The organism is Flavobacterium rivuli WB 3.3-2 = DSM 21788, from assembly GCF_000378485.1.
In the GTDB taxonomy this organism is placed as follows: domain Bacteria; phylum Bacteroidota; class Bacteroidia; order Flavobacteriales; family Flavobacteriaceae; genus Flavobacterium; species Flavobacterium rivuli.
Map to the genome: position 1 here is coordinate 357,159 of NZ_KB899968.1, position 20,151 is coordinate 377,309.

Annotated in this window: 19 protein-coding genes; 11 read left to right on the forward strand and 8 right to left on the reverse strand. The window is 39.5% G+C overall.

Features of this window, described 5'->3' with window-relative positions:
* Positions 1-23: 23 nt before the first annotated feature.
* Genes F565_RS0108395 through F565_RS0108410 form a run of 4 tightly spaced genes read right to left on the reverse strand, consistent with a single transcriptional unit; the run spans position 24 to position 4,675 of the window.
* A complete protein-coding gene (locus F565_RS0108395) occupies positions 24-1,613 on the reverse strand; it encodes an MDR family MFS transporter (RefSeq protein WP_020212772.1) in 1,590 nt (529 codons plus the stop codon).
* Positions 1,614-1,617: 4 nt separating this feature from the next.
* Entirely contained in the window at positions 1,618-2,706 is a 1,089-nt protein-coding gene (locus tag F565_RS0108400) for an HlyD family secretion protein (protein WP_020212773.1), read from the reverse strand.
* 6 nt (positions 2,707-2,712) lie between these two features.
* Positions 2,713-4,062, reverse strand: coding sequence for a TolC family protein (locus F565_RS0108405; RefSeq protein WP_020212774.1), 1,350 nt, complete (start codon positions 4,060-4,062; stop codon positions 2,713-2,715).
* The gene (locus tag F565_RS0108410; protein ID WP_020212775.1) at positions 4,052-4,675 is read right to left on the reverse strand and encodes a TetR family transcriptional regulator; all 624 of its coding nucleotides are present in this window, start codon (positions 4,673-4,675) and stop codon (positions 4,052-4,054) included. Before F565_RS0108410 ends, F565_RS0108405 begins: the two co-directional genes overlap by 11 nt.
* 482 nt (positions 4,676-5,157) lie before the next feature.
* Here F565_RS0108410 and epsC point away from each other — a divergent pair, with 482 nt between their 5' ends.
* A complete protein-coding gene (epsC, locus tag F565_RS0108415) occupies positions 5,158-5,973 on the forward strand; it encodes a serine O-acetyltransferase EpsC (protein ID WP_020212776.1) in 816 nt (271 codons plus the stop codon).
* An 11-nt stretch (positions 5,974-5,984) separates the two neighbouring features.
* Positions 5,985-6,893, forward strand: a complete 909-nt coding sequence (cysK, locus tag F565_RS0108420) for a cysteine synthase A (RefSeq protein ID WP_020212777.1) — start codon at positions 5,985-5,987, stop codon at positions 6,891-6,893.
* 305 nt (positions 6,894-7,198) lie between these two features.
* On the opposite strand, the gene F565_RS0108425 is transcribed toward cysK, so the two are convergent.
* On the reverse strand, positions 7,199-7,753 hold the full coding sequence (locus F565_RS0108425; RefSeq protein ID WP_020212778.1) for a DUF1697 domain-containing protein: 555 nt from the start codon (positions 7,751-7,753) through the stop codon (positions 7,199-7,201).
* 48 nt (positions 7,754-7,801) lie between these two features.
* Between F565_RS0108425 and rlmD the strand changes: the two genes are divergently transcribed.
* From rlmD to F565_RS0108445, 4 genes are all read left to right on the forward strand, one after another.
* Entirely contained in the window at positions 7,802-9,214 is a 1,413-nt protein-coding gene (gene rlmD / locus F565_RS0108430) for a 23S rRNA (uracil(1939)-C(5))-methyltransferase RlmD (protein WP_020212779.1), read from the forward strand.
* A gap of 18 nt (positions 9,215-9,232) precedes the next feature.
* Positions 9,233-9,766, forward strand: coding sequence for a DUF6452 family protein (locus F565_RS0108435; RefSeq protein ID WP_020212780.1), 534 nt, complete (start codon positions 9,233-9,235; stop codon positions 9,764-9,766).
* Positions 9,747-10,550, forward strand: coding sequence for a DUF6048 family protein (locus F565_RS0108440; RefSeq protein WP_020212781.1), 804 nt, complete (start codon positions 9,747-9,749; stop codon positions 10,548-10,550). Before F565_RS0108435 ends, F565_RS0108440 begins: the two co-directional genes overlap by 20 nt.
* 214 nt (positions 10,551-10,764) lie before the next feature.
* Entirely contained in the window at positions 10,765-11,004 is a 240-nt protein-coding gene (locus F565_RS0108445) for a hypothetical protein (protein WP_020212782.1), read from the forward strand.
* Positions 11,005-11,044: 40 nt separating this feature from the next.
* Here F565_RS0108445 and F565_RS21370 read toward each other — a convergent pair whose 3' ends face one another.
* Both F565_RS21370 and F565_RS0108455 read right to left on the reverse strand, forming a co-directional pair.
* Positions 11,045-11,617, reverse strand: a complete 573-nt coding sequence (locus F565_RS21370; protein ID WP_020212783.1) for a hypothetical protein — start codon at positions 11,615-11,617, stop codon at positions 11,045-11,047.
* Positions 11,618-11,722: 105 nt separating this feature from the next.
* Positions 11,723-13,351 (reverse strand): acyl-CoA carboxylase subunit beta, encoded by a 1,629-nt coding sequence (locus F565_RS0108455; protein WP_020212784.1) that lies wholly within the window; start codon positions 13,349-13,351, stop codon positions 11,723-11,725.
* Positions 13,352-13,548: 197 nt separating this feature from the next.
* Between F565_RS0108455 and F565_RS0108460 the strand changes: the two genes are divergently transcribed.
* The 5 genes from F565_RS0108460 to F565_RS0108485 all read left to right on the forward strand — a co-directional run bounded on the left by F565_RS0108460 (position 13,549) and on the right by F565_RS0108485 (position 19,078).
* Entirely contained in the window at positions 13,549-14,193 is a 645-nt protein-coding gene (locus F565_RS0108460) for a DUF47 domain-containing protein (RefSeq protein WP_020212785.1), read from the forward strand.
* 22 nt (positions 14,194-14,215) lie between these two features.
* Positions 14,216-15,277 carry an inorganic phosphate transporter gene (locus F565_RS0108465; RefSeq protein WP_020212786.1) on the forward strand — a complete coding sequence of 354 codons (1,062 nt, stop codon included), beginning with the start codon at positions 14,216-14,218 and terminating at the stop codon, positions 15,275-15,277.
* A 625-nt stretch (positions 15,278-15,902) separates the two neighbouring features.
* Positions 15,903-16,829, forward strand: a complete 927-nt coding sequence (locus tag F565_RS0108475; RefSeq protein WP_051087084.1) for a phospholipase A — start codon at positions 15,903-15,905, stop codon at positions 16,827-16,829.
* A 270-nt stretch (positions 16,830-17,099) separates the two neighbouring features.
* Entirely contained in the window at positions 17,100-18,626 is a 1,527-nt protein-coding gene (locus F565_RS0108480; protein ID WP_020212789.1) for an aldehyde dehydrogenase family protein, read from the forward strand.
* A 74-nt stretch (positions 18,627-18,700) separates the two neighbouring features.
* A complete protein-coding gene (locus tag F565_RS0108485) occupies positions 18,701-19,078 on the forward strand; it encodes a DUF779 domain-containing protein (protein WP_020212790.1) in 378 nt (125 codons plus the stop codon).
* Between the two features lie 89 nt (positions 19,079-19,167).
* Here F565_RS0108485 and F565_RS0108490 read toward each other — a convergent pair whose 3' ends face one another.
* Complete coding sequence (locus F565_RS0108490; RefSeq protein ID WP_020212791.1) at positions 19,168-20,088, reverse strand: AraC family transcriptional regulator; 921 nt, start codon at positions 20,086-20,088, stop codon at positions 19,168-19,170.
* Positions 20,089-20,151: the final 63 nt, after the last annotated feature.

The following is a 20,151-nucleotide window of genomic DNA, read 5'->3' on the forward strand; positions in this document are numbered from 1 at the left end:
TAATGATCCAACAATCTAAAATCTTAATGTACCGATGACATATCTACCTTGCTCTTACCCTGTTTAACCAATAGTATAAACGGTATACAGATAAGGAACAATATGCCCAGGTATAAAAACACATCCATATATGATAGTACGGTGGCCTGTTTCATTACCGCGCCGTCCATAGCTGCATAAGCTTTATTTAATGCTTCAGATGCACTTAATCCCCTCGACATGAAGCCGCGCTGCAACTGCAATAGGTGTTGTTGTGTCTGGAAATCGGTCGCAGTTTCATGAGCTACAAGGTTAACCCTGTGCGATTGTGTAAAACGGGTAATAAAGGTTGAGATAAGCGCTATACCAAATGAACCGCCAAGCTGGCGCATCATTCCGGTAAAGGCTGCGCCTTCGCCTATGCTTTTACCCTTAAGGGTAGAAAGCGCCATAGTTGTAATAGGTACAAAAAGTAAACCTAAGCCTATACCTCGTAGTATTAACGGCCAAAACATGTGTTCTGCACCTGTGTTTGGTGTCATAATACTGTACATCCAGAAGGTAAAGCCAAAGAACACCATAAACCCGGTTGCAACCATATAGGTTTGCGGTACACCGTTTTGTATCATCTTACCTATAAAAGGCATCATAAAGGCAGTCATTAATGAGCTTGGTATTAACAGCATACCGGCATCAAGCGCGGGCCAACCTAAAATAGACTGCGTATAGATGGGGATTACAAACGTAGACCCATACAAACCAAAACCCAGTATAAAACACATTATGGTACCTATGCGCAGGTTGGCGTCGTTAAGCACGCTGAGGTTTACAATAGGGTGTTCATATACACTTTCCCTCCAGATGAATGCAAGTAAACCAAATACGGCAACTATACTAAGTGTTACAATTTCATGCGATTCAAACCAGTCATCCTGCTGCCCATGTTCTAATACAAACTGCAGGGAGCCAATAAAAGCAATTAGGAACAGGATACCCCACCAGTCTACCTGGCTTGCCTTTAGCTTTTCGCCATATTTAGGGCTCTTAACATAAATAAGGCTTAGCATGGTAGCTATTATGCCTAAAGGTACGTTTATGTAAAATATATAAGGCCATGACCAGTTATCTACTATCCAGCCCCCAAGGGGCGGGCCAAGGGTGGGCCCTACAATTACACCCATACCATAAATGGCCTGGGCTATACCACGTTTTTCTGCCGGGTAGCTTTCTGTAATAATGGTCTGTGCTGTTACCAGCAGGGCACCACCACCCATACCCTGTATAAACCTAAATGTTACAAGCTCCCAAATATTATCGGCGTTACCACAGGCAAAAGAGGCTACTGTGAATATAATAATAGATGCTGCAAAATAATTACGCCTGCCAAACTGCTGGGATAGCCAGCTTGTCATGGGTATTACAATTACGTTTGCTATTGCATAAGCGGTAATTACCCAGGCAACATCTGTTAATGTTGCCCCAAGGCTGCCACGCATTTCGTTTAGCGCTACGTTAACAATCGTGGTATCTACAATTTCGAGCAGGGCACAAAGTACTGCTGTTATTGTAATAATAACGCGATCGAAGCCGTATAGAACCAAACTGTCTTCTGATTGGACTGTTGCTCCTGCCATAGTATTAGTTTAAGTGTACATCTACCTCTACGTTCATACCAGAGCGTAAAAGTTTTACTTTTTCTTTATCGTTGTTTTCGGTAATATTAATCCTTACCGGCAGCCTTTGTACTGTTTTTACAAAGTTACCCGTAGCATTATCAGGAGGCAGTAAAGAGAAACGTGCACCGGTAGCAGGAGAGAAAGATGTAAGTACACCTTCAAACTCTACATCCGGGTAAGCATCTGCAGTAAAGGTAACTTTTTGGCCTTCTTTCATTTTTGTAACCTGAGTTTCTTTAAAGTTGGCTACAACCCATCCGTTTGTAGTATCAAGGATGTAAAACAAAGCTTGTCCCGGCTGTACCAATTGCCCCGGCTGAATGTCTATGGTAGATACCTGCCCGTCTACAGCGGCAGTAACCACAGTGTAAGAAAGGTTAAGCTTGGCAGCATCAAGCGCAGCCTGAGCCCTTTTTATGTTAGCCTGTGCAACTTCTGTCTGTTTTCCGGATACATTGCTTCTTGATACGCTTGCCGCCCTTTGAGACGTGCTTGCAGCTACAGCCTGTTTAAGAACATTAAGTTCTGCCTCAGCTTCTTTCTTAGCAGCATCAGCCTGCTCAAATTGTTGCTTGGTAATGCTTTTATTATTGTAAAGGTTCTGGTAACGCACAAAGTCGTTGTTAGCTCTCCACAGCCTTACTTTAGCAGCTTCGATATTTCCTTTAGACGATTGTATGTTAGCATCACTTACAGATACTCCTGCAGCAGTACCGCTAATATCTGCTTTAGCTACTTCAAAGCTGCCCTGTGCTGCTAAAAGTTGCGCTTCGGCATCGGCTACACGAACAGCATAATCTTTATCATCAATAGTAAACAGGGTATCGCCTTTTTTAACCACGTCGTTATCTTTTACATAAATCTTAGTTATGTAACCGGTAACCCTTGGTAATATAGGGCTCATGTTTTTTTCTATCTGGGCATCATCTGTAGTTTCGTGAGACTGCCCGTGTATGTATTTGTAACCTCCGTAACCTCCGCCCACTACTACAAGGGCAATAAGTATTACAAGGAACTTTTTGTTAGATTTCTTTTTTTCCGTGGTTTCCATGGCTGATTATTTGTTTTTGGTAAGATTGAACGAATTAGTTAGTTTGCCTGATGCGTTAAGCAGTTCATAAAAGCGTTGCGTAATATCGGCTTTAGAGAATGCCTGGTTAAGCTGCGACTGTAATTTTTGCACATCGGCTTCAAGCAGGTCGTTGGTATCTACAAGGCCATTATCATATTTGTCTTTTACAATACGGTAATTTTCATCGGCCTGTGCAACAGCCTCTGTATATACTTTATTTTGTTTAAGCGAGAGGTTGTAGTTCTCTAAAGATTCCTGTACCTGTACTTTAACCCTGTCGGTTAGTAACTCTACCTCCTGTTTCGCTTCCTCACTTCTGCTTTCGGCAGCCTTAACCTGTTTACGGTTTTTAAAGATGTTAGATATATCATAAGACACACCTACGCCAAAGTTAACCGCATTGTAAACAGACACCACATTCTGGATATTTAGGGCTACATAGCCTGCAGAGAATGATAATGAAGGATAGTACGCCGCCTTAGCTACTTTAATATTAGCTTCAGACGCTTTTTGCTGCCATCTAAGTGCCTCTAAGTCGTTACGCTGTGCAATGGCTTCACTTTCGGTTACAGATGGTGTTATACCACCTGCATTTTTAAAGTAAGCATCGCTCACGGCAATCTGTGTTCCTTGTGGTAATTTAAGCAATATTACAAGCTGGTAGTTTAGGGTAGATACCATTTTTTTGGCATCGTCTAACGATAGCTGGATGTTGCTTGCCTGTAATTGCGATTTTAGCAGGTCGTTACGGGCAATAAGCCCGTTTTCTTCCATGGCTGTAAAATCGGTAACGCGCTGGTTGGCACTTTTAAGGTTTTCTTCTATAAGCAGTACCGATTGCTGTGCTTTGTACAAATTTGCATACAGGATTATGGTTTGCATAGCTACCTGTTCCTTAGTATTGGCAGCGTTAAACGTTTGTGCCTTATACATGTTCTGGCTGGCTGCAATGCTGTTCTTTATTTTGAAACCTGCAAATAACGGCATGCTAAGGGCAGCCTGTCCAAAAACTACCTGGTTTACCTTTGGCGATGCAGTGGTTGTCCCGTCTTCTGCATCAGCGTCGGCATTGTTTGTAGCCAGTTTGTAATTTACGGTAGGGTTTGTAACCCTAAGGTATTGCCCCGAAATTTTAAAATCAGGATATGCAGTGTTCTTAACATTGTCAACCTCATACTGGGAGGTAGTTACCCTTGTGTTGGCAAGGCCGGCCTCAGTACTTTGAGAAACTGCAATAGATATTGCCTCGTCCAGCGATAGCGGTTTCTTTTCCTGTGCCTGCATTGCAACAGAGAAAAGAAGGAGGCTTCCCGGCAGTAGATATTTAATTTTCATGTGCTAAAAGCGCTTTAATGGTTTGTTTAATATGTAGTGTCAATTCGTTTGCTATGTATGCTTCATAAGCTTCCTCAGTGTCCAGTCCAAGGGTTTTCTCAAAATAAAACCTGTTGGTATGAAAGTGGGTAAGCGTCCCTAAAATGGTAGTTGTAATAAGGGCATTATTTATGTCTTTCCTAAAAAAACCTTTTTCCTGCCCGTCTACTATTATCTTGTTGAAAATTGCAGAGTTCTCCTTTTTCATATCCATAAAAGATTCCATGTTAAGAATCCTTTTTTTTGTAGAAAGCTCAAAGTGCATTATCTGGTACATGCATTTGTTTTTATTAATGCGCGATATGTAAAGATCTATAAGGCGGTCTACCTTTTCGGTAGGGGAGAGGTCCTCTCTCGATATATTTTCGAGCTGCATTTTCATGCCCGATGTGCGTTGTATTATAAGTGCCTCCAGCAGTTTTTCTTTCGACCCAAAATAATACGATATCATGGCAATGTTAACATTTGCATCCCTGGCAATATGCCTTATAGAAGCACCATCAAAACCATCTTCGGCAAACAGCTTTTCGGCTGCCTGCAATATCTCAAGTTGTTTATCATTATACTCCGTCATAACTCATATTCAAATTATAGCACAAAGTTAAACACTTGTTTAAATTAAACGTTTGTTTAATACCTGTATTAACACATTATTAACATAAAACGGTTTCGGGAATAGCCATAGATAATTTCTATTAAACGATATTTATGTATTGTTTACCAAAATGTTGTATAGATTTACATAAAGTAATTGTTAATATAATATTTCTATTTTAAAAATTTGTAGCGATTAAATTCATTGTCTAATAAAGTGTCATAATTTAGAAATTTTGATTTGCTTTTTACAGTCTATTATACCTTTTGTGTGTTAATGTTAACTGCAATATAAATCTACTAAGTTAGTAGACTTCTGTTTGTTTTTTCCTTACATTTGTTTTTGTGCCTCATGTTTTTGCTGCGGAGGCACTTTGATTATAAGCCCTGTAAGTTTACCTGTTATAAGCCTTACACATAACAGGCATTAGCTTTTATGAATACAGTTTTTAAGACTTAGTTATGAAACATCCCATTTATACGGCCAATTACTTAAAAGCCGGAGTATTGCCGGACAAAGCACAGGTAGAGTACTGGATAGAAGAATTCTTCCACTGGCTGTTTTGCATAGGTCCACAATACGGCAACTACGATTACTTTTTGCAAAAAGAAAATGAGCTTGGACAAATACTCTCAGGACTGCTTGAATTAACCGGTATTGATAATGATAAAATTCCGTCATTAATCTTTTTGTTAAATAATAATGCAATTATACTTCATCAAAAACTTGAAGATGACCTCAAAGCTATTTTTGAGTTTGACCCTGCAGCAAAATCACGTACAGAAGTACTGGTTTCTTACCCCGGATTTTTTGCAATTGCCGTTTATCGTGTTGCCCACGAGCTTTGGGTTAACCATGTGCCGGTATTGCCGCGCATGCTTAGCGAGTATGTGCATGGTAAAACAGGTATAGATATTCATCCCGGTGCTACCATTGGCGAACGCTTTTTTATAGACCATGGTACAGGTATCGTAGTGGGAGAAACATCTGTAATAGGCAATGATGTAAAAATGTATCAGGGGGTAACTTTAGGTGCACTAAGCGTGAGCAAGGCAGAGGCCGAAGTGAAGCGCCATCCTACAATAGGTAATGAGGTTACCATATATGCCAATGCTACCATACTGGGCGGTAAAACAGTAATAGGGCATGGCTGTATAATAGGGGGCAATGTGTGGATAACTAATTCCGTTCCCGCAAACTCGCTGGTGTACCACAAGAGCGAAGCATCTGTAAAAAGCAGGGAAGTGTTTCCTGAGCCTTTAAATTTTGTAATATAAATATCAATATAATGAAAGTCAATAGCATTTTAGAAACCATAGGGAATACACCCCACGTTAAGCTGAGTAAGCTTTTTCCTGACCATAATGTTTACATAAAACTGGAGCGTAATAATCCCGGCAACAGCATTAAAGACAGGATTGCCCTGGCTATGATTGAAGATGCCGAAGCTAAAGGCCTGCTTAATAAAGACAGCGTTATTATAGAGCCTACAAGCGGCAATACAGGTATAGGGCTGGCACTTGTAGCGGCTGTAAAAGGGTATAAGCTTATACTTGTAATGCCCGAAAGTATGAGTGTAGAGCGCAGGAAACTAATGTCTATTTACGGGGCAGAATTCGAGCTTACCCCTCGCGAACTGGGTATGAAAGGCGCTATTGCAAAAGCTGCCGAACTTACCGGGGCTACGCCAAATGCATGGTCGCCGCGCCAGTTTGATAACCCTGCTAATGTTGAGGTTCATAAAAAAACCACGGCTCAGGAAATTATTGCCGATTTCCCTGATGGGATAGATTATATAATTACCGGCGTGGGTACCGGTGGCCACATAACCGGTGTTGCCCAGGCAGTAAAAGAAAAATTCCCTAATGTAAAAGTATTTGCTGTAGAGCCCGAAGCATCGCCGGTATTAAGCGGTGGTAACCCCGGGCTGCACCCTTTGCAGGGTATAGGTGCCGGTTTTGTACCGTCTATTTACAACAAAGATGTTATAGATGGTGTAATACAGGTGGGCAAAGACGAAGCATTTGATTATGCCCGTAACATTGCTAAAGAAGAAGGGATACTGGCAGGTATTTCTACAGGGGCATCGCTTGCTGCGGTTAATAAAAAACTGGCCGAAATTCCTGAAGATGCCGTGGTGCTTACCTTTAATTATGATACAGGAGAGCGTTACCTTTCTATTGAAGGGCTTTTTTAATCAATTTCAGATTTCAGAAGTTACATTTCAGATTGAGCTACACTCTCATGTCATTTTAAAACCTATAATTACTAAATCTTAAGCTTAATTGCTGTGAGTTCCGGAGGAACGGCATGTTTATAGAGAAAATAATTAGGTATATATTTATAGAGCTCCGGAGGAGCGGCATGAAATAATTATGCCGCTCCTCCGGAGCTCTTTTGTTGGTCTTTGCTTATTTTCTATAAACATGCCGTTCTTTGGGAACTCAAAAAATAGGAGTGAAACTCAATCTGAAATCTGAAATCTAAAATCTTAATTCTAACTTATCTCCTTCCCTCCAGCATCTCCAGCATTTTTAAAGTAGTGTTCCAGTTGCGGGTAGTGGCTTTAATGTTCATTTTGTTCTCTATAAAAACATTGGTAAGCTTAGAATCGGCTGCGCTGGTAGCAAGTTTTAGGTATAATACATTATCTATAACCTTAAAAACATCATCACCGCGGTTATACTTTTTAAGCTGATCTATCCCTGCGCCGCCGGGTGTACCACTAAGAAATGCTACAAAGAATTTCTTGACTCCCTGTCCTTCGGGTTCGCGCTTTGCATAAGGGTTATTGGCAACTATTTTGGCAAGGTCGGCTTCTTCAAGAATAAAAATTACCACATTGTGTCCGTACTCTTTATACATAAGTATTTCAAGGTCTTTGGCAATTTTATCCCTGTTTGTTTGCGGGCTTTCAAAAACTACATTTCCGCTTTGTATGTACGTTTCCACATTTATGTAACCCTCTGCTTCCATAAGTTTTTTAAGGGCATCCATTTTTATCATGTTATGTCCGCTTACATTTATCCCGCGAAAAAGTGCTAAATATACTGGCATGTGATTTTTGCTAAATGATTAATTGCAAAAATAGTTTATTTTTGCGCCATGGGAAGAAAGACAACAGACAAGATTGTATTTAATAATATAGATGTGCTTGATGCCGGTGCAAAAGGCGTATCTGTAGCTAAAGCTCCGGATGGAAAGGTTATTTTTATACCAAATGTAGTGCCGGGCGATGTGGTAGATGTGCAAACGTTTAAAAAACGCAAGGCCTATTACGAAGGTAAGGCCGTACATTTTCATGAATATTCTGCCGACAGGGTTATACCGCCGTGCCAACATTTTGGTGCCTGTGGTGGCTGCAAGTGGCAGAATATGAATTACGAAAAGCAATTATATTATAAAAACCGAGAGGTATACAACCACCTTAAACGTATAGGTAAAGTAGAGTTGCCGGAATTTGAGCCGATAAAAGGCAGCCATAAACACTTTTTTTACCGCAATAAAATGGAATTTTCTTTCTCTAACGCGCGTTGGATGACCGATAACGAAGTGCAAAGCGGTGTAGAGTTTGATAACCGTAATGCGCTGGGCTTCCATATCCCGCGCATGTGGGATAAAATTTTAGATATTACCCATTGCCACCTGCAGGAAGACCCAAGTAACCTAATACGTAATGCCGTTCGTGATTTTGCTAATGAGCACGGGCTGGACTTTTTTAACCCGCGCGAACACAGTGGCCTGCTGCGTACGCTCATGCTTCGCACGGCTTCAACCGGCGAAATAATGGTGCTTATACAATTCTTTGATGATAATAAGGAGCAAAGGGAAATGCTGCTGGATTTCCTTGCAGATAAATTCCCATCTATAACATCGCTGCAATACTGTGTAAACCAAAAAGCTAACGACACTTTGTACGACCAGGATATTGTGCTGTACAAAGGGCGCGATTATATTCTTGAATCTATGGAAGGGTTAAGCTTTAGTATTAACGCTAAATCTTTTTACCAGACAAACAGTGACCAGGCGTATGAACTTTACAGCATAACCCGCGATTTTGCAGGACTAACCGGTAACGAGCTTGTGTACGACCTTTATACGGGTACTGGTACTATTGCCCAGTTTGTGTCGCGAGATGCCCGCAAGGTAATAGGCGTAGAATCTGTACCCGCAGCTATAGAGGATGCTAAAGAAAACGCAAGACGCAATAATATTACAAACTGTGAGTTTTTTGTAGGAGACATGAAAGATGTTTTCAATGCAGAATTTATTGACACCCACGGCCACCCAGATGTAATTATTACCGACCCTCCGCGAGATGGCATGCACAAAGATGTGGTAGAACAGATATTGCGTATAGCTCCGGAAAAAGTGGTTTATGTAAGCTGTAATTCGGCTACACAGGCACGCGACCTTGCCCTTATGGATGAGGTATATAAAGTGGTTCGTGTGCGCCCGGTAGATATGTTTCCGCAAACGCACCACGTAGAAAATGTTGTACTTTTACAAAAACGATAAATAAAAAGGCGCTGCCTAATGAAAAGATTAATAGGTTCTGTTACACTTTTGCTCCTAATTTGCGGTTACTTATGGAGCTGCGAAAAAGATGATATTTGCCCCGAAAGTACACCCACAACTCCAAGCCTTATTATAAGGTTTTACGATACAAATAATCATGTGTCTCGAAAAAGTGTGATTAATTTGCAGGTATTTATGGAAGGAAAGGATACCGTATCTTTAGGTACTACAGATTCTATTGCCCTCCCATTGCGCACAGATGCTACTGCTACACGATGGGGTTTAATATTTAACAGGACATCGCAATCTGTTCCCGGTGGTGTAATACCCGATACCGATTTTATAGAGTTTAAATATACCACAAGAGAAGAATATGTATCTCGTGCGTGTGGCTATAAAGTAATGTTTACACTTGATGATAATTTAAACGCTAACCCAAACCCAGTTTTAACAGATACACCGGGCGAGAACCATTTTTGGATAGATGAGTTTACCTTAGAAAACAAAAATATAGAAAACGAAAATAAAGCACATGTTAAGATCTATTTTTAGTGTAATGCTGCTCGTGTCGTTTTCGGCATTTTCTCAACAGGCTGGCAAGCCGCAGGCTAAACCTTTAAACCAGGATCCCGCTAAGGATACAGTTACAGTTGTACCGGTAAAAGCAGACCGCTATGGGTTGCGTGTAGGTATAGATGCATACCGGCTTGCCCGTTCTTTTTTTGATGATGGTTACAGGGGTATAGAGCTTGTGGGCGACTACAGGCTTACTAAAAAAATATATGCTGCCGCAGAGCTGGGTAACCTGAAATATACTGTAGATGATACCCAGCTAAATTTTACCACTACCGGTAATTATATTAAAATAGGCTTCGATTACAATGCTTACACTAACTGGCTCGACATGGAGAACATGATCTACATAGGGGGGCGTTATGGCTTTTCTAATTTTAGCCAAAAGTTAAATTCATATAAGGTATATCAAAACTCTACGTTAGACGATACATCTGTTACTGTAACACCTACTAATTATTTAGAAGAAGTTACAGTGCAGGCTAACCGCGATTACAGCGGGCTTTCGGCACACTGGTTAGAGCTTGTGGGCGGTGCAAAGGCAGAGCTTTTTGATAATCTTTTCCTTGGGGTAAGTGTTCGTCTTAATATATTGATTACCCAAAAAAAGCCGGCAGACTTTGATAACCTTTATATACCGGGTTTTAACCGTACTTATGATGGTAATTTCGGGGTAGGATTAAACTATACGTTGTCATACTTTATACCATTATATAAAAAACAGGCTGCCAAAGCCGATGGTAAAAAACAGGCAAAAAAATAGTAAAGGATAAATAATTACCTTTTTACACAATAAAATAAAAAACGGCTGTGTTAAAAATAACTTAAAAAAGTTAGTACCTTTACGCCTGCGTAATAATGAAAGAGCAGCTGCCTGTAACCGTAGCAATTTGAGGAGATTACCTGTAATATAATATTTATTTTCTGCCCAATTTGCCGTATAATTGCTCTTTACTTAATGCTTAAGTAAAAAGTCTATGAAATTATTTTCCCTTATATTATCTGTAGTGGTATTTTTTATATCATTGTATTTTTTTGTTTTAAAATTATCCTACATAAACAATCTTAATGACGTTATTTATATATCGCTGTTAGTAACGCTCATGGCTATTTGTGTAACGGGTGTTATAATTAACTGGGAATTTTTTGCCAAAAAGCGAAAAGCAAAATTGGTGCTATTTGTGTCTAACGGATTCTCTAAGAAAAGTAAAAAGTAATAATTCTTCTTTAAATTTGCCTATAATTGTTAGGGTTACTTCAATAATTATTATCGGTGTAAGATAGACTCAAGACATGCTTTCTTTTGAATTTTACGAGATAAATTATTCCTACTATTAAACCTATTAGTCCTCCAAGATAGCTGAAGTTGTGCATAGACCCAACAATTATAAAACTGTTCAGGTCGGTAATAGTATCCGGTATACACCACTGTTCAAAGTTTTCTTTAGAATGGCCTGCGAGAAAAATATAACCATACGCTAACCCCAATAATTCCGTCAGAAAAGTAATAAATACTGTAAATATCATAGCTTTAAGAGCAGTAATTATGGCTAATTTGTAAGGCTTAATGCTGAAGACAATGAAGCTGAATATCAGCCCTATTATCAAACCCATCCACCACGTTGCCATAATGCCAACAACAATTGCCATTTGCCTTGGATTTTTTATAAGATCTTCAGGAGATTGCATCAGCCCAAACTGGTAAAATTTGAATTTTGTGTAATATTCTGGAGATATACTAAAAGTTATCTGATCATGAATTATCCCATACAGGCTCGCGATAATAATTCCCGTTAAAATAATAGAAAGCAGTGTAAAAAGCTTCTTCATTACAAAGGCATGTGTAAGAGTGGATTCGATAAGATTTAAAAATATAAAATAAGTACGCCGGAAAACAACTTCCGGCATACTTATTTAACTTGGATAATATTGATATTATACCTGTATAACCCCAAGGTTAAATTGTTTTTCTATAGGGGAGTGGTTAGCTGCTTCTATACCTAACGATATCCATTTACGGGTGTCAAGAGGGTCTATTATACCATCTGTCCATAAACGTGCAGCGGCATAGTAAGGAGATGTTTGAGCATCGTATCTTGCCTTTATTTTATCAAACATTTCTGCTTCTTTTTCCGGCGTGATCTCTTCACCTTTTGCTTTAAGCGATGAGGCTTCTATTTGTGCCAGTACCTTTGCGGCCTGGGTTCCGCCCATAACGGCAAGCTCGGCACTTGGCCAGGCCACAATAAGGCGTGGATCATAAGCTTTACCACACATGGCATAATTACCCGCACCATACGAGTTGCCTATAACTACAGTAAATTTAGGCACTACCGAATTACTTACTGCATTAACCATTTTAGCACCATCTTTTATGATACCTCCATGCTCTGATTTACTGCCTACCATAAACCCGGTAACATCCTGCAGGAACACAAGCGGAATTTTCTTTTGGTTACAGTTTGCTATAAAACGGGTAGCCTTATCGGCGCTATCACTATATATAACACCGCCAAACTGCATTTCGCCTTTTTTGGTTTTAACCACCTTGCGCTGGTTAGCTACAATGCCCACTGCCCATCCATCTACACGGGCATAGCCTGTAATAATGGTTTGTCCATAACCCGCCTTGTATTCTTCAAATTCACTATTGTCAATCAGGCGTTTAATAATTTCCATCATGTCATACTGCTCATTGCGAAGCTTGGGCAATATGCCATAAATATCTTCCTGTGGCAGGGCTGGCTTAACAGTTTTTTCGCGGCTAAAGCCTGCTTTATTATAGTCGCCTATCTTATCTATTATATTTTTTATCCTGTCTAAAGCATCTTTATCATCTTTAGCTTTATAATCAGTCACTCCGGATATTTCGCAGTGTGTTGTAGCACCGCCTAAAGTTTCGTTATCAATACTTTCGCCTATAGCCGCTTTTACAAGATAGCTCCCTGCAAGAAAAATACTTCCCGTTTTATCTACAATCATAGCTTCGTCGCTCATAATAGGCAGGTAAGCCCCGCCTGCCACGCAGCTACCCATAACCGCAGAAATCTGGGTAATGCCCATACTGCTCATTATTGCGTTGTTGCGAAATATGCGGCCAAAATGCTCTTTATCGGGGAAAATTTCATCCTGCAAAGGCAGGTAAACCCCGGCACTGTCTACTAAGTAGATTATAGGCAAACGGTTCTCCATAGCAATTTCCTGGGCGCGCAGGTTTTTCTTACCTGTAATAGGAAACCATGCACCTGCTTTAACGGTAGCATCATTAGCTACTACAATACATTGCCTGCCACGTATGTAGCCTATTTTTACAACCACGCCACCGCTTGGGCACCCACCATGCTCTGCATACATGCCATCTCCTGTAAAAGCGCCAATCTCAATTGCATTGGCATTTTCGTCCAGCAAATAGTCAATGCGCTCACGGGCAGTCATTTTACCTTCGGCATGCAGTTTCTCTATACGTTTTTCGCCACCGCCTAATTTTACTTTGGCAAGTTTTTGTTTCAGGTCAGATAGTAAAAGCTTATTATGGTCTTCGTTTTTATTAAAGTTAATATCCATGATATTTTATAGTATTGTAAATATTTGTAACTTTGGTCTCGCTAAAATACGAAAACGTTTGTAATTAAAATAAATTTTTGAGATAACCTTAAAAAAATTCATTTTTTATTCAGCGGCTTTAATAACTTCAAATTTATAATTACTTAATGATTTCTTAACATTAGCCACTTACATTTGCAGCATCAAATTATATGTAAATGTCTATAAACAGCATCTTCCAGTTCCTTGTACCAAAAGACAAGAAATTCTTTCCACTTTTTGAGCAGGCTACGCAAAACCTTGTAATTCTTGCACAAACACTTCATGAGGCTGTAAATGCGCCAAAAGTAGAAAGGGAAGCTTACTTTAAGAAAATTGAGGAACTTGAAGCTATAATTGAAGATATAGCTCATAAAACTAACCTGGAACTTAGCCGTAACTTTATTACCCCTTTTGACAGGGAAGATATACACGCGCTAATTTCATCGATAGATTATGTGGCCGATTACCTTTATGGTGCTGCAAACAGAATGAGGTTGTACCAGGTTGAGAAAATTACGAAATCTATTCGTAAGATGACTGAAATTACCCTTGAAAGCTGCCAGTTGATACAACTTGCCGTTGCCGACCTTAAGGATATGAAAAACCTTAAAGGTATTGCTGAGGCTTGTATAAGGATAAATAAACTTGAAAATAAATCAGATAACGTTTTTGATAAAGCTGTTGCCGATATTTTTGAGAATGAAACAGATGCTAAGAACATCATTAAATATAAAGAAGTATTATCGGCCCTTGAATCTGCAGCCGATAAATGTAAAGGTGTAGCGAATGTACTGGAGTCTATCGCAGTTAAACATTCATAACACAACCTCTTAAGCTATTTTTATGACGCTTCTTATCATTATTATTATTTTAGCTTTAATATTCGACTTCATCAATGGTTTTCACGATGCAGCCAACTCTATTGCTACCATCGTAGCCACTAAGGTGCTTACTCCTTTTCAGGCAGTGCTTTGGGCGGCGTTCTTTAACTTCCTTGCTTACTTTATATCGATGTATGTAGTGGGCGAGTTTAAAATTGGTAACACAATTGCTAAAACCGTTTCTGAAGATTTTATTACGTTAGAAGTTATCCTTGCCGGCCTTGTAGCGGCTATTACCTGGAACCTTCTTACCTGGAAACTGGGTATACCATCATCATCTTCGCATACGCTGATAGGTGGCTTTATGGGAGCAGCAATGGCACATGCATTTACAATTCCGGGTGCCGACCTAAATACCGTTATTAACTATACTAAGGTTATTCCTATTATACTGTTTATTTTTGCTGCACCACTTATAGGTATGGTTGTGGCATATTTTATAACTATCCTTATCCTTAATATTTGCCGTAATGCAAACCCGTCAAGGGCAGATAAGTGGTTCAGGAAGCTACAGTTGGTTTCGTCGGCTATGTTTAGTTTGGGTCACGGTGCTAACGATGCCCAAAAAGTAATGGGTATTATAGGAGCAGCGGTAATATTTTACCATACAAAAATTGACCTGGATCCTAACTATCTTGTCGAAGATCCGTTTAAATATTTCGTGCAACACTGGTACTGGGTGCCACTTGCAAGTTTTATGATGATAGGCCTTGGTACTATGAGTGGTGGCTGGAAAATTGTAAAGACCATGGGTTCTAAAATTACAAAGGTAACATCGTTGGAAGGTGTTGCTGCCGAAACTGCAGGTGCTATTACACTTTATGCATCTGAGCATTTAGGCATACCGGTATCTACAACACATACTATTACAGGATCTATAATAGGGGTGGGTATTACAAAAAGGGTATCTGCCGTACGCTGGGGCGTAACTATAAGCCTGCTTTGGGCATGGGTGCTTACCATACCGGTATCTGCGGTTATTGCAATGATCATGTATTACGTGGTTTCGTTGTTTACAAAATAAGTGGCTGAGGTACTGAGTTTCTTAGATACTTAGGAATGTCTAAATAACAAGGGGGTACCAAAAATAATTATGAAGGCATATAATTATCTTCTATTTAGAATTTATACCTATTATAGGGACAACGGTAAAAACGAGACTGAAAACCTTCTCGTTTTTAGTACGGCGTGTGTTGTAACAGTACTAACTGTTTTTAATATTATGTGGATTTATTTTTTATGTCTATTATTGGATTTTTTTCCTCATTTTGTCAATAAATTTTACTTATTTGGTGTGGTTTTTTTAGTTTTTATACCTCTATATAATTTTAATATAAAAAATAAAAAATTTTTAAATTATAATTTTGAGAAAGACAGGATTGGAGGCTTCGTAGTTGTCGGTGTATTTTTCTTAACAGGGCTAATGACTTTTATAGTAGGAACTATTTACAGAAATAAAGTTCTTGGATTATAAATAATATAAATTGAATATTTGTTCGGATTTAATGGGTTAAACTTACAAAATCTAAGTTTCTCAGTCTCTAAGAATCTAAGCATATCCATATAATAATTTATAGCCGTTTTAACAAAACGGCTATATTTTTTTTGTAGGTATACTGCTATCTTTGGTAATAACTTACTTACAACTTATGCGCACCTGCAAAACCGGAATTACACCGCTTTACTTTATAATACTTCTTTGTTTTTGTAGTGTGCAGCTGCATGCGCAAATAAGTTCGGTTTTTAATAACAGCCGCCCGCGCAGCATGTCGCAACGCTGGGAGCTGGATACGCTCACATCTGGCGGAACATTCGTTATTACCCCTTATAAACCCATTTACATACTACCGTTGCGATGGTCCAGCCAGCCTAATGACCAACCTTACAGCGGCAACCCTGCCGAGGGTTATATAGTGCCCGATGATGATGCCCAAAAGTATAACCACCTGGAAACTAAATTTCAGATTAGTTTTAAAGTAAAGGTACTACAGGCAATTTTTGGACGTTACGGCGACCTTTGGGTAGCATACACACAAAAATCGCATTGGCAGGTTTATAATCAAAGCCTGTCGCGACCATTCAGGGAAACTAACTACGAGCCCGAAGTAATCCTCAACTTTAATACGAACATTAAAATGTTCGGCTTTACAAACCGTATGGCGGGAGTAAGCTTTAATCACCAGAGTAATGGGCGCGATATGCCTTTATCGCGCAGTTGGAACAGGATTATTTTTCATGCGGGTTTCGAGAGGGATAATTGGCAGGTATACCTTCGCCCGTGGATACGGATGGCAGATGATGACGATGATAACCCGGATATAATAAGAAGGATTGGTAATGGAGACGCTACGGTAATTTATACGATGGGAAAAAGTGTAATATCATTTACCGGGAGTACAAACTTTTCTTTTAACAGCCATTTTAGCGGCTATGCCGAGGCTTCATGGTCGTACAGGCTATTTGGGAATCTTAAAGGCTATCTGCAAATTACGCACGGCTATGGCGAAACACTAATAGATTATAATAACAGGCAAACTACTGTTGGTTTAGGGGTATCACTCGTAGAATGGAATTAATTTAATGGACAATATTAATAAGCAATTTGCAATAGACGATAGGCAATGTGTAATTTTAAAAATTGCCAATTGCATATTGCCAATCCACTAAGTCTTTCATCTATCATCTATCATCTATCATCTTCCATCTCCATGTCCTTTAGATTTACAATAAATCGACATTAAAAAAACTAATGTGGCAATTTTGTGCTATCATTTGAACGATTTATGCTATTATTAAAACGATGTAGTTAGTAACTTTGAAAGTATAAAAATTAAACTTTTATACTTATGAGCACAGTAGCAGAACCAAAAAAGGAAAACTTAGTTAAGCTTCCTGAACTAAAAAGTAAATACGATAATTATATAAATGGGAAATGGACAGCTCCGGTAAACGGAAAATATTTTGATGTTATTTCTCCTATAGATGGAAAAAAATTTTCTCAGGCGGCACATTCTTCTAAAGAAGATTTAGAACTCGCTGTAAACGCTGCCGAAAAAGCTTTTGTAACATGGGGTAAAACATCGCCCACTTACAGGAGTAATCTGTTAATTAAAATAGCACAGCTTATGGAGGATAACCTTGAAGCCATAGCTGCTGTTGAAACGTATGATAACGGCAAGGCTGTACGCGAAACCCTGAATGCAGATATTCCATTAGCCATAGACCATTTCCGTTATTTTGCAAGCGTACTGCGTGCAGAAGAAGGATCGGCTAACGAACTTGATGAAAATACACTGTCATTAATAATACATGAACCTATAGGTGTTATTGCACAGATCATTCCGTGGAATTTCCCTATCCTTATGGCTATATGGAAACTGGCACCTGCACTTGCTGCGGGTAATACCGTAGTGCTAAAACCTGCCGAAAGCACTCCAATATCAATTTTATATCTTTTTGAAATTATAGGATATTTATTGCCGGAAGGTGTGGTTAACATTGTAAACGGTTTTGGGGCAGAGCTGGGTAAAGCACTTGTAACAAACCCTAAAGTTAAAAAAGCAGCCTTTACCGGATCTACGGCTACCGGCCGTATGGTGATGCAGTATGCTACAGAAAATATAATTCCGGTAACATTAGAGTTGGGAGGTAAATCGCCAAATGTATTCTTCCCGTCGGTTATGGATGCCGATGATGATTACCTTGATAAAGCTATTGAGGGTGCTGTATTATTTGCGCTTAACCAGGGAGAGGTTTGTACCTGCCCGTCGCGTTTATTAGTGCATGAGGATATATATGATGCTTTTATAGAACGCGTTATAGAACGTGTAAAAGCTATTAAGATAGGCAATCCGTTAGACCCTACGGTGATGATGGGTGCTCAGGCTTCTAAAATTCAATACGATAAAATATTAAGCTACATTGCCCTTGGTAAAGAAGAAGGCGCAGAGGTACTTGTAGGTGGTGCTGCTAACCATGTAGATGGCCTTGAAGAAGGGTACTATATTAAGCCAACTTTGTTTAAAGGGAACAATAAAATGCGCATTTTTCAGGAAGAGATCTTTGGGCCTGTACTTGCAGTAACTACCTTTAAAACTACTGAAGAGGCACTGGAAATTGCAAACGATACTATTTACGGCCTTGGTGCAGGCGTATGGACACGCGATGCCCACGAACTCTACCAGATACCAAGAGGTATACAAGCAGGGCGTGTTTGGGTAAATAACTACCATAATTATCCTGCGGGCGCTCCGTTTGGAGGTTATAAACTGTCGGGTATTGGCCGTGAGAACCACAAAATGATGCTGGACCATTACAGGCAGACTAAAAATATGCTCATATCTTATGATAAAAAGAAATTAGGCTTTTTCTAAGATTAATTTTAAGGGGTTGCAGGCTGCTTTAGGGCAGCCTGCTTTTTTTGTTATATTAATTAAAATTAATAATCATGGTTAAAAGACTTGATAGTACAGATAAGGCAAAAAAGCTGGTACACGAAATATCGGCAGATTTTGGCGAACTGATGTTTTACCAGGCAGGGGGATGTTGTGAAGGCACGCAGCCGCAATGTTTTGAAAAAGGCGGCTATTACCTGCGCAGCCGCGATGTGTGTATAGGGCAGGTAGAAGGCTTTGATTTTTGGGTAGACCGCGACCTTTTTGAATACTGGAAGCATGCCCATTTTGAGCTTGATGTTACCGATGCTTTTGGGGCAGGGGGCTTTTCGCTGGAATCGCCCAGGGGTAAATCGTTTAAAATTAATTACCGCATTTTTACACCGGAGGAAGAACTGGATTTAGAGCCGGTACGACTGGCAGAAGATTAGTAGTTGGGTATTAGTTGCCAGTGATGGGTTTTGAATATAGGATTTTGAGGCTATCAAATAGACAGAAATACAAATAACCAAATCTGCTTTTATGCAACGTGCAGCATCTGGTACTGTTTAGGTGTTATGCCCTCATGTTTTTTAAAGAGTCGGATAAAGTAATTGCAATCTTCAAAACCACTCATAAAACATACTTCGTTTACCTGTATGTGTGGGTTTTTAAGCAACTGCTTGGCATGTTTAATTTTTTCGTTCAGTATAAATTCAATAGGGCTCATACCCAGTTCCCTTTTAAAATACCTGTAAAAAGAAGTAGTGCTCATATTTGCCTTATCGCTAAGTGCTTTAAGGTTGATGGGGTTATTAATGTTCTCTTTTATAAAATCTGTAACAGCATGTATTGCGTTGTTGCTGTCAGATAGTTTATCCTGGTGTGCAGCCTGTACCGTTTGTGTTTGTATAATTCGTATTAGCAGTTCCTGCAGGGCAAGGTCGGCAAGGGCATCTTTAGTGACTGATGTACCCATGCACTCACGCACCAATTTATTAAGCGTTGCAGCAAGCTCTATATTATTGTAAAAGAAGTAATTCTCGTTATTAAGCTGCCAACTCGTATTGTCATTTTTAGGATAGCGCTCGCTTAAAAAGTTAAGGGTATCAGTAATTTTATCGTGGTCTATGGCAAGTGCAAGGCATTGGGTGGGGTTTTGAGTCGAAGCTTCGGGAAAATCAATTTTCATTTCTACATTTCCGGGTACAATAACAGTTTCTCCGGGTACATATTCAAAACCGGGATCGTCAAACAGGTGCATTACCTTTTTACCCCGCAACATACTGGTAACAACGAGGTCGTTAAACTTGAGTGGAACGAGTACGCTTTCCTGATACGTTTCGAAAAGGTTAAGCTCGCAATTATCTAAAGAATAAATTGTTCTGTTTTCTACAAGTGTCTTTAACGACTTTTCGCCGGTAAGCGAAGGAGTTGCCAATAATGCTTTATGATTGTTCATACCATCAATTTAAATCGGCTTTAAATTAATCATATAAAACGATGTAGAAAAATTTTGCGAGTT

Coding starts and splice junctions, on each gene's coding strand:
- F565_RS0108490 (WP_020212791.1), bottom strand. CDS start 20,088: ATGAACAATCATAAAGCATTATTGGCAACTCCTTCGCTTACCGGCGAA.
- F565_RS0108435 (WP_020212780.1), top strand. CDS start 9,233: ATGAAAAGATTAATAGGTTCTGTTACACTTTTGCTCCTAATTTGCGGT.
- F565_RS0108475 (WP_051087084.1), top strand. CDS start 15,903: ATGCGCACCTGCAAAACCGGAATTACACCGCTTTACTTTATAATACTT.
- F565_RS0108445 (WP_020212782.1), top strand. CDS start 10,765: ATGAAATTATTTTCCCTTATATTATCTGTAGTGGTATTTTTTATATCA.
- F565_RS0108395 (WP_020212772.1), bottom strand. CDS start 1,613: ATGGCAGGAGCAACAGTCCAATCAGAAGACAGTTTGGTTCTATACGGC.
- F565_RS0108455 (WP_020212784.1), bottom strand. CDS start 13,351: ATGGATATTAACTTTAATAAAAACGAAGACCATAATAAGCTTTTACTA.
- F565_RS0108400 (WP_020212773.1), bottom strand. CDS start 2,706: ATGGAAACCACGGAAAAAAAGAAATCTAACAAAAAGTTCCTTGTAATA.
- F565_RS0108460 (WP_020212785.1), top strand. CDS start 13,549: ATGTCTATAAACAGCATCTTCCAGTTCCTTGTACCAAAAGACAAGAAA.
- F565_RS0108485 (WP_020212790.1), top strand. CDS start 18,701: ATGGTTAAAAGACTTGATAGTACAGATAAGGCAAAAAAGCTGGTACAC.
- F565_RS0108480 (WP_020212789.1), top strand. CDS start 17,100: ATGAGCACAGTAGCAGAACCAAAAAAGGAAAACTTAGTTAAGCTTCCT.
- rlmD (WP_020212779.1), top strand. CDS start 7,802: ATGGGAAGAAAGACAACAGACAAGATTGTATTTAATAATATAGATGTG.
- epsC (WP_020212776.1), top strand. CDS start 5,158: ATGAAACATCCCATTTATACGGCCAATTACTTAAAAGCCGGAGTATTG.
- F565_RS0108465 (WP_020212786.1), top strand. CDS start 14,216: ATGACGCTTCTTATCATTATTATTATTTTAGCTTTAATATTCGACTTC.
- F565_RS21370 (WP_020212783.1), bottom strand. CDS start 11,617: ATGAAGAAGCTTTTTACACTGCTTTCTATTATTTTAACGGGAATTATT.
- cysK (WP_020212777.1), top strand. CDS start 5,985: ATGAAAGTCAATAGCATTTTAGAAACCATAGGGAATACACCCCACGTT.
- F565_RS0108410 (WP_020212775.1), bottom strand. CDS start 4,675: ATGACGGAGTATAATGATAAACAACTTGAGATATTGCAGGCAGCCGAA.
- F565_RS0108425 (WP_020212778.1), bottom strand. CDS start 7,753: ATGCCAGTATATTTAGCACTTTTTCGCGGGATAAATGTAAGCGGACAT.
- F565_RS0108440 (WP_020212781.1), top strand. CDS start 9,747: ATGTTAAGATCTATTTTTAGTGTAATGCTGCTCGTGTCGTTTTCGGCA.
- F565_RS0108405 (WP_020212774.1), bottom strand. CDS start 4,062: ATGAAAATTAAATATCTACTGCCGGGAAGCCTCCTTCTTTTCTCTGTT.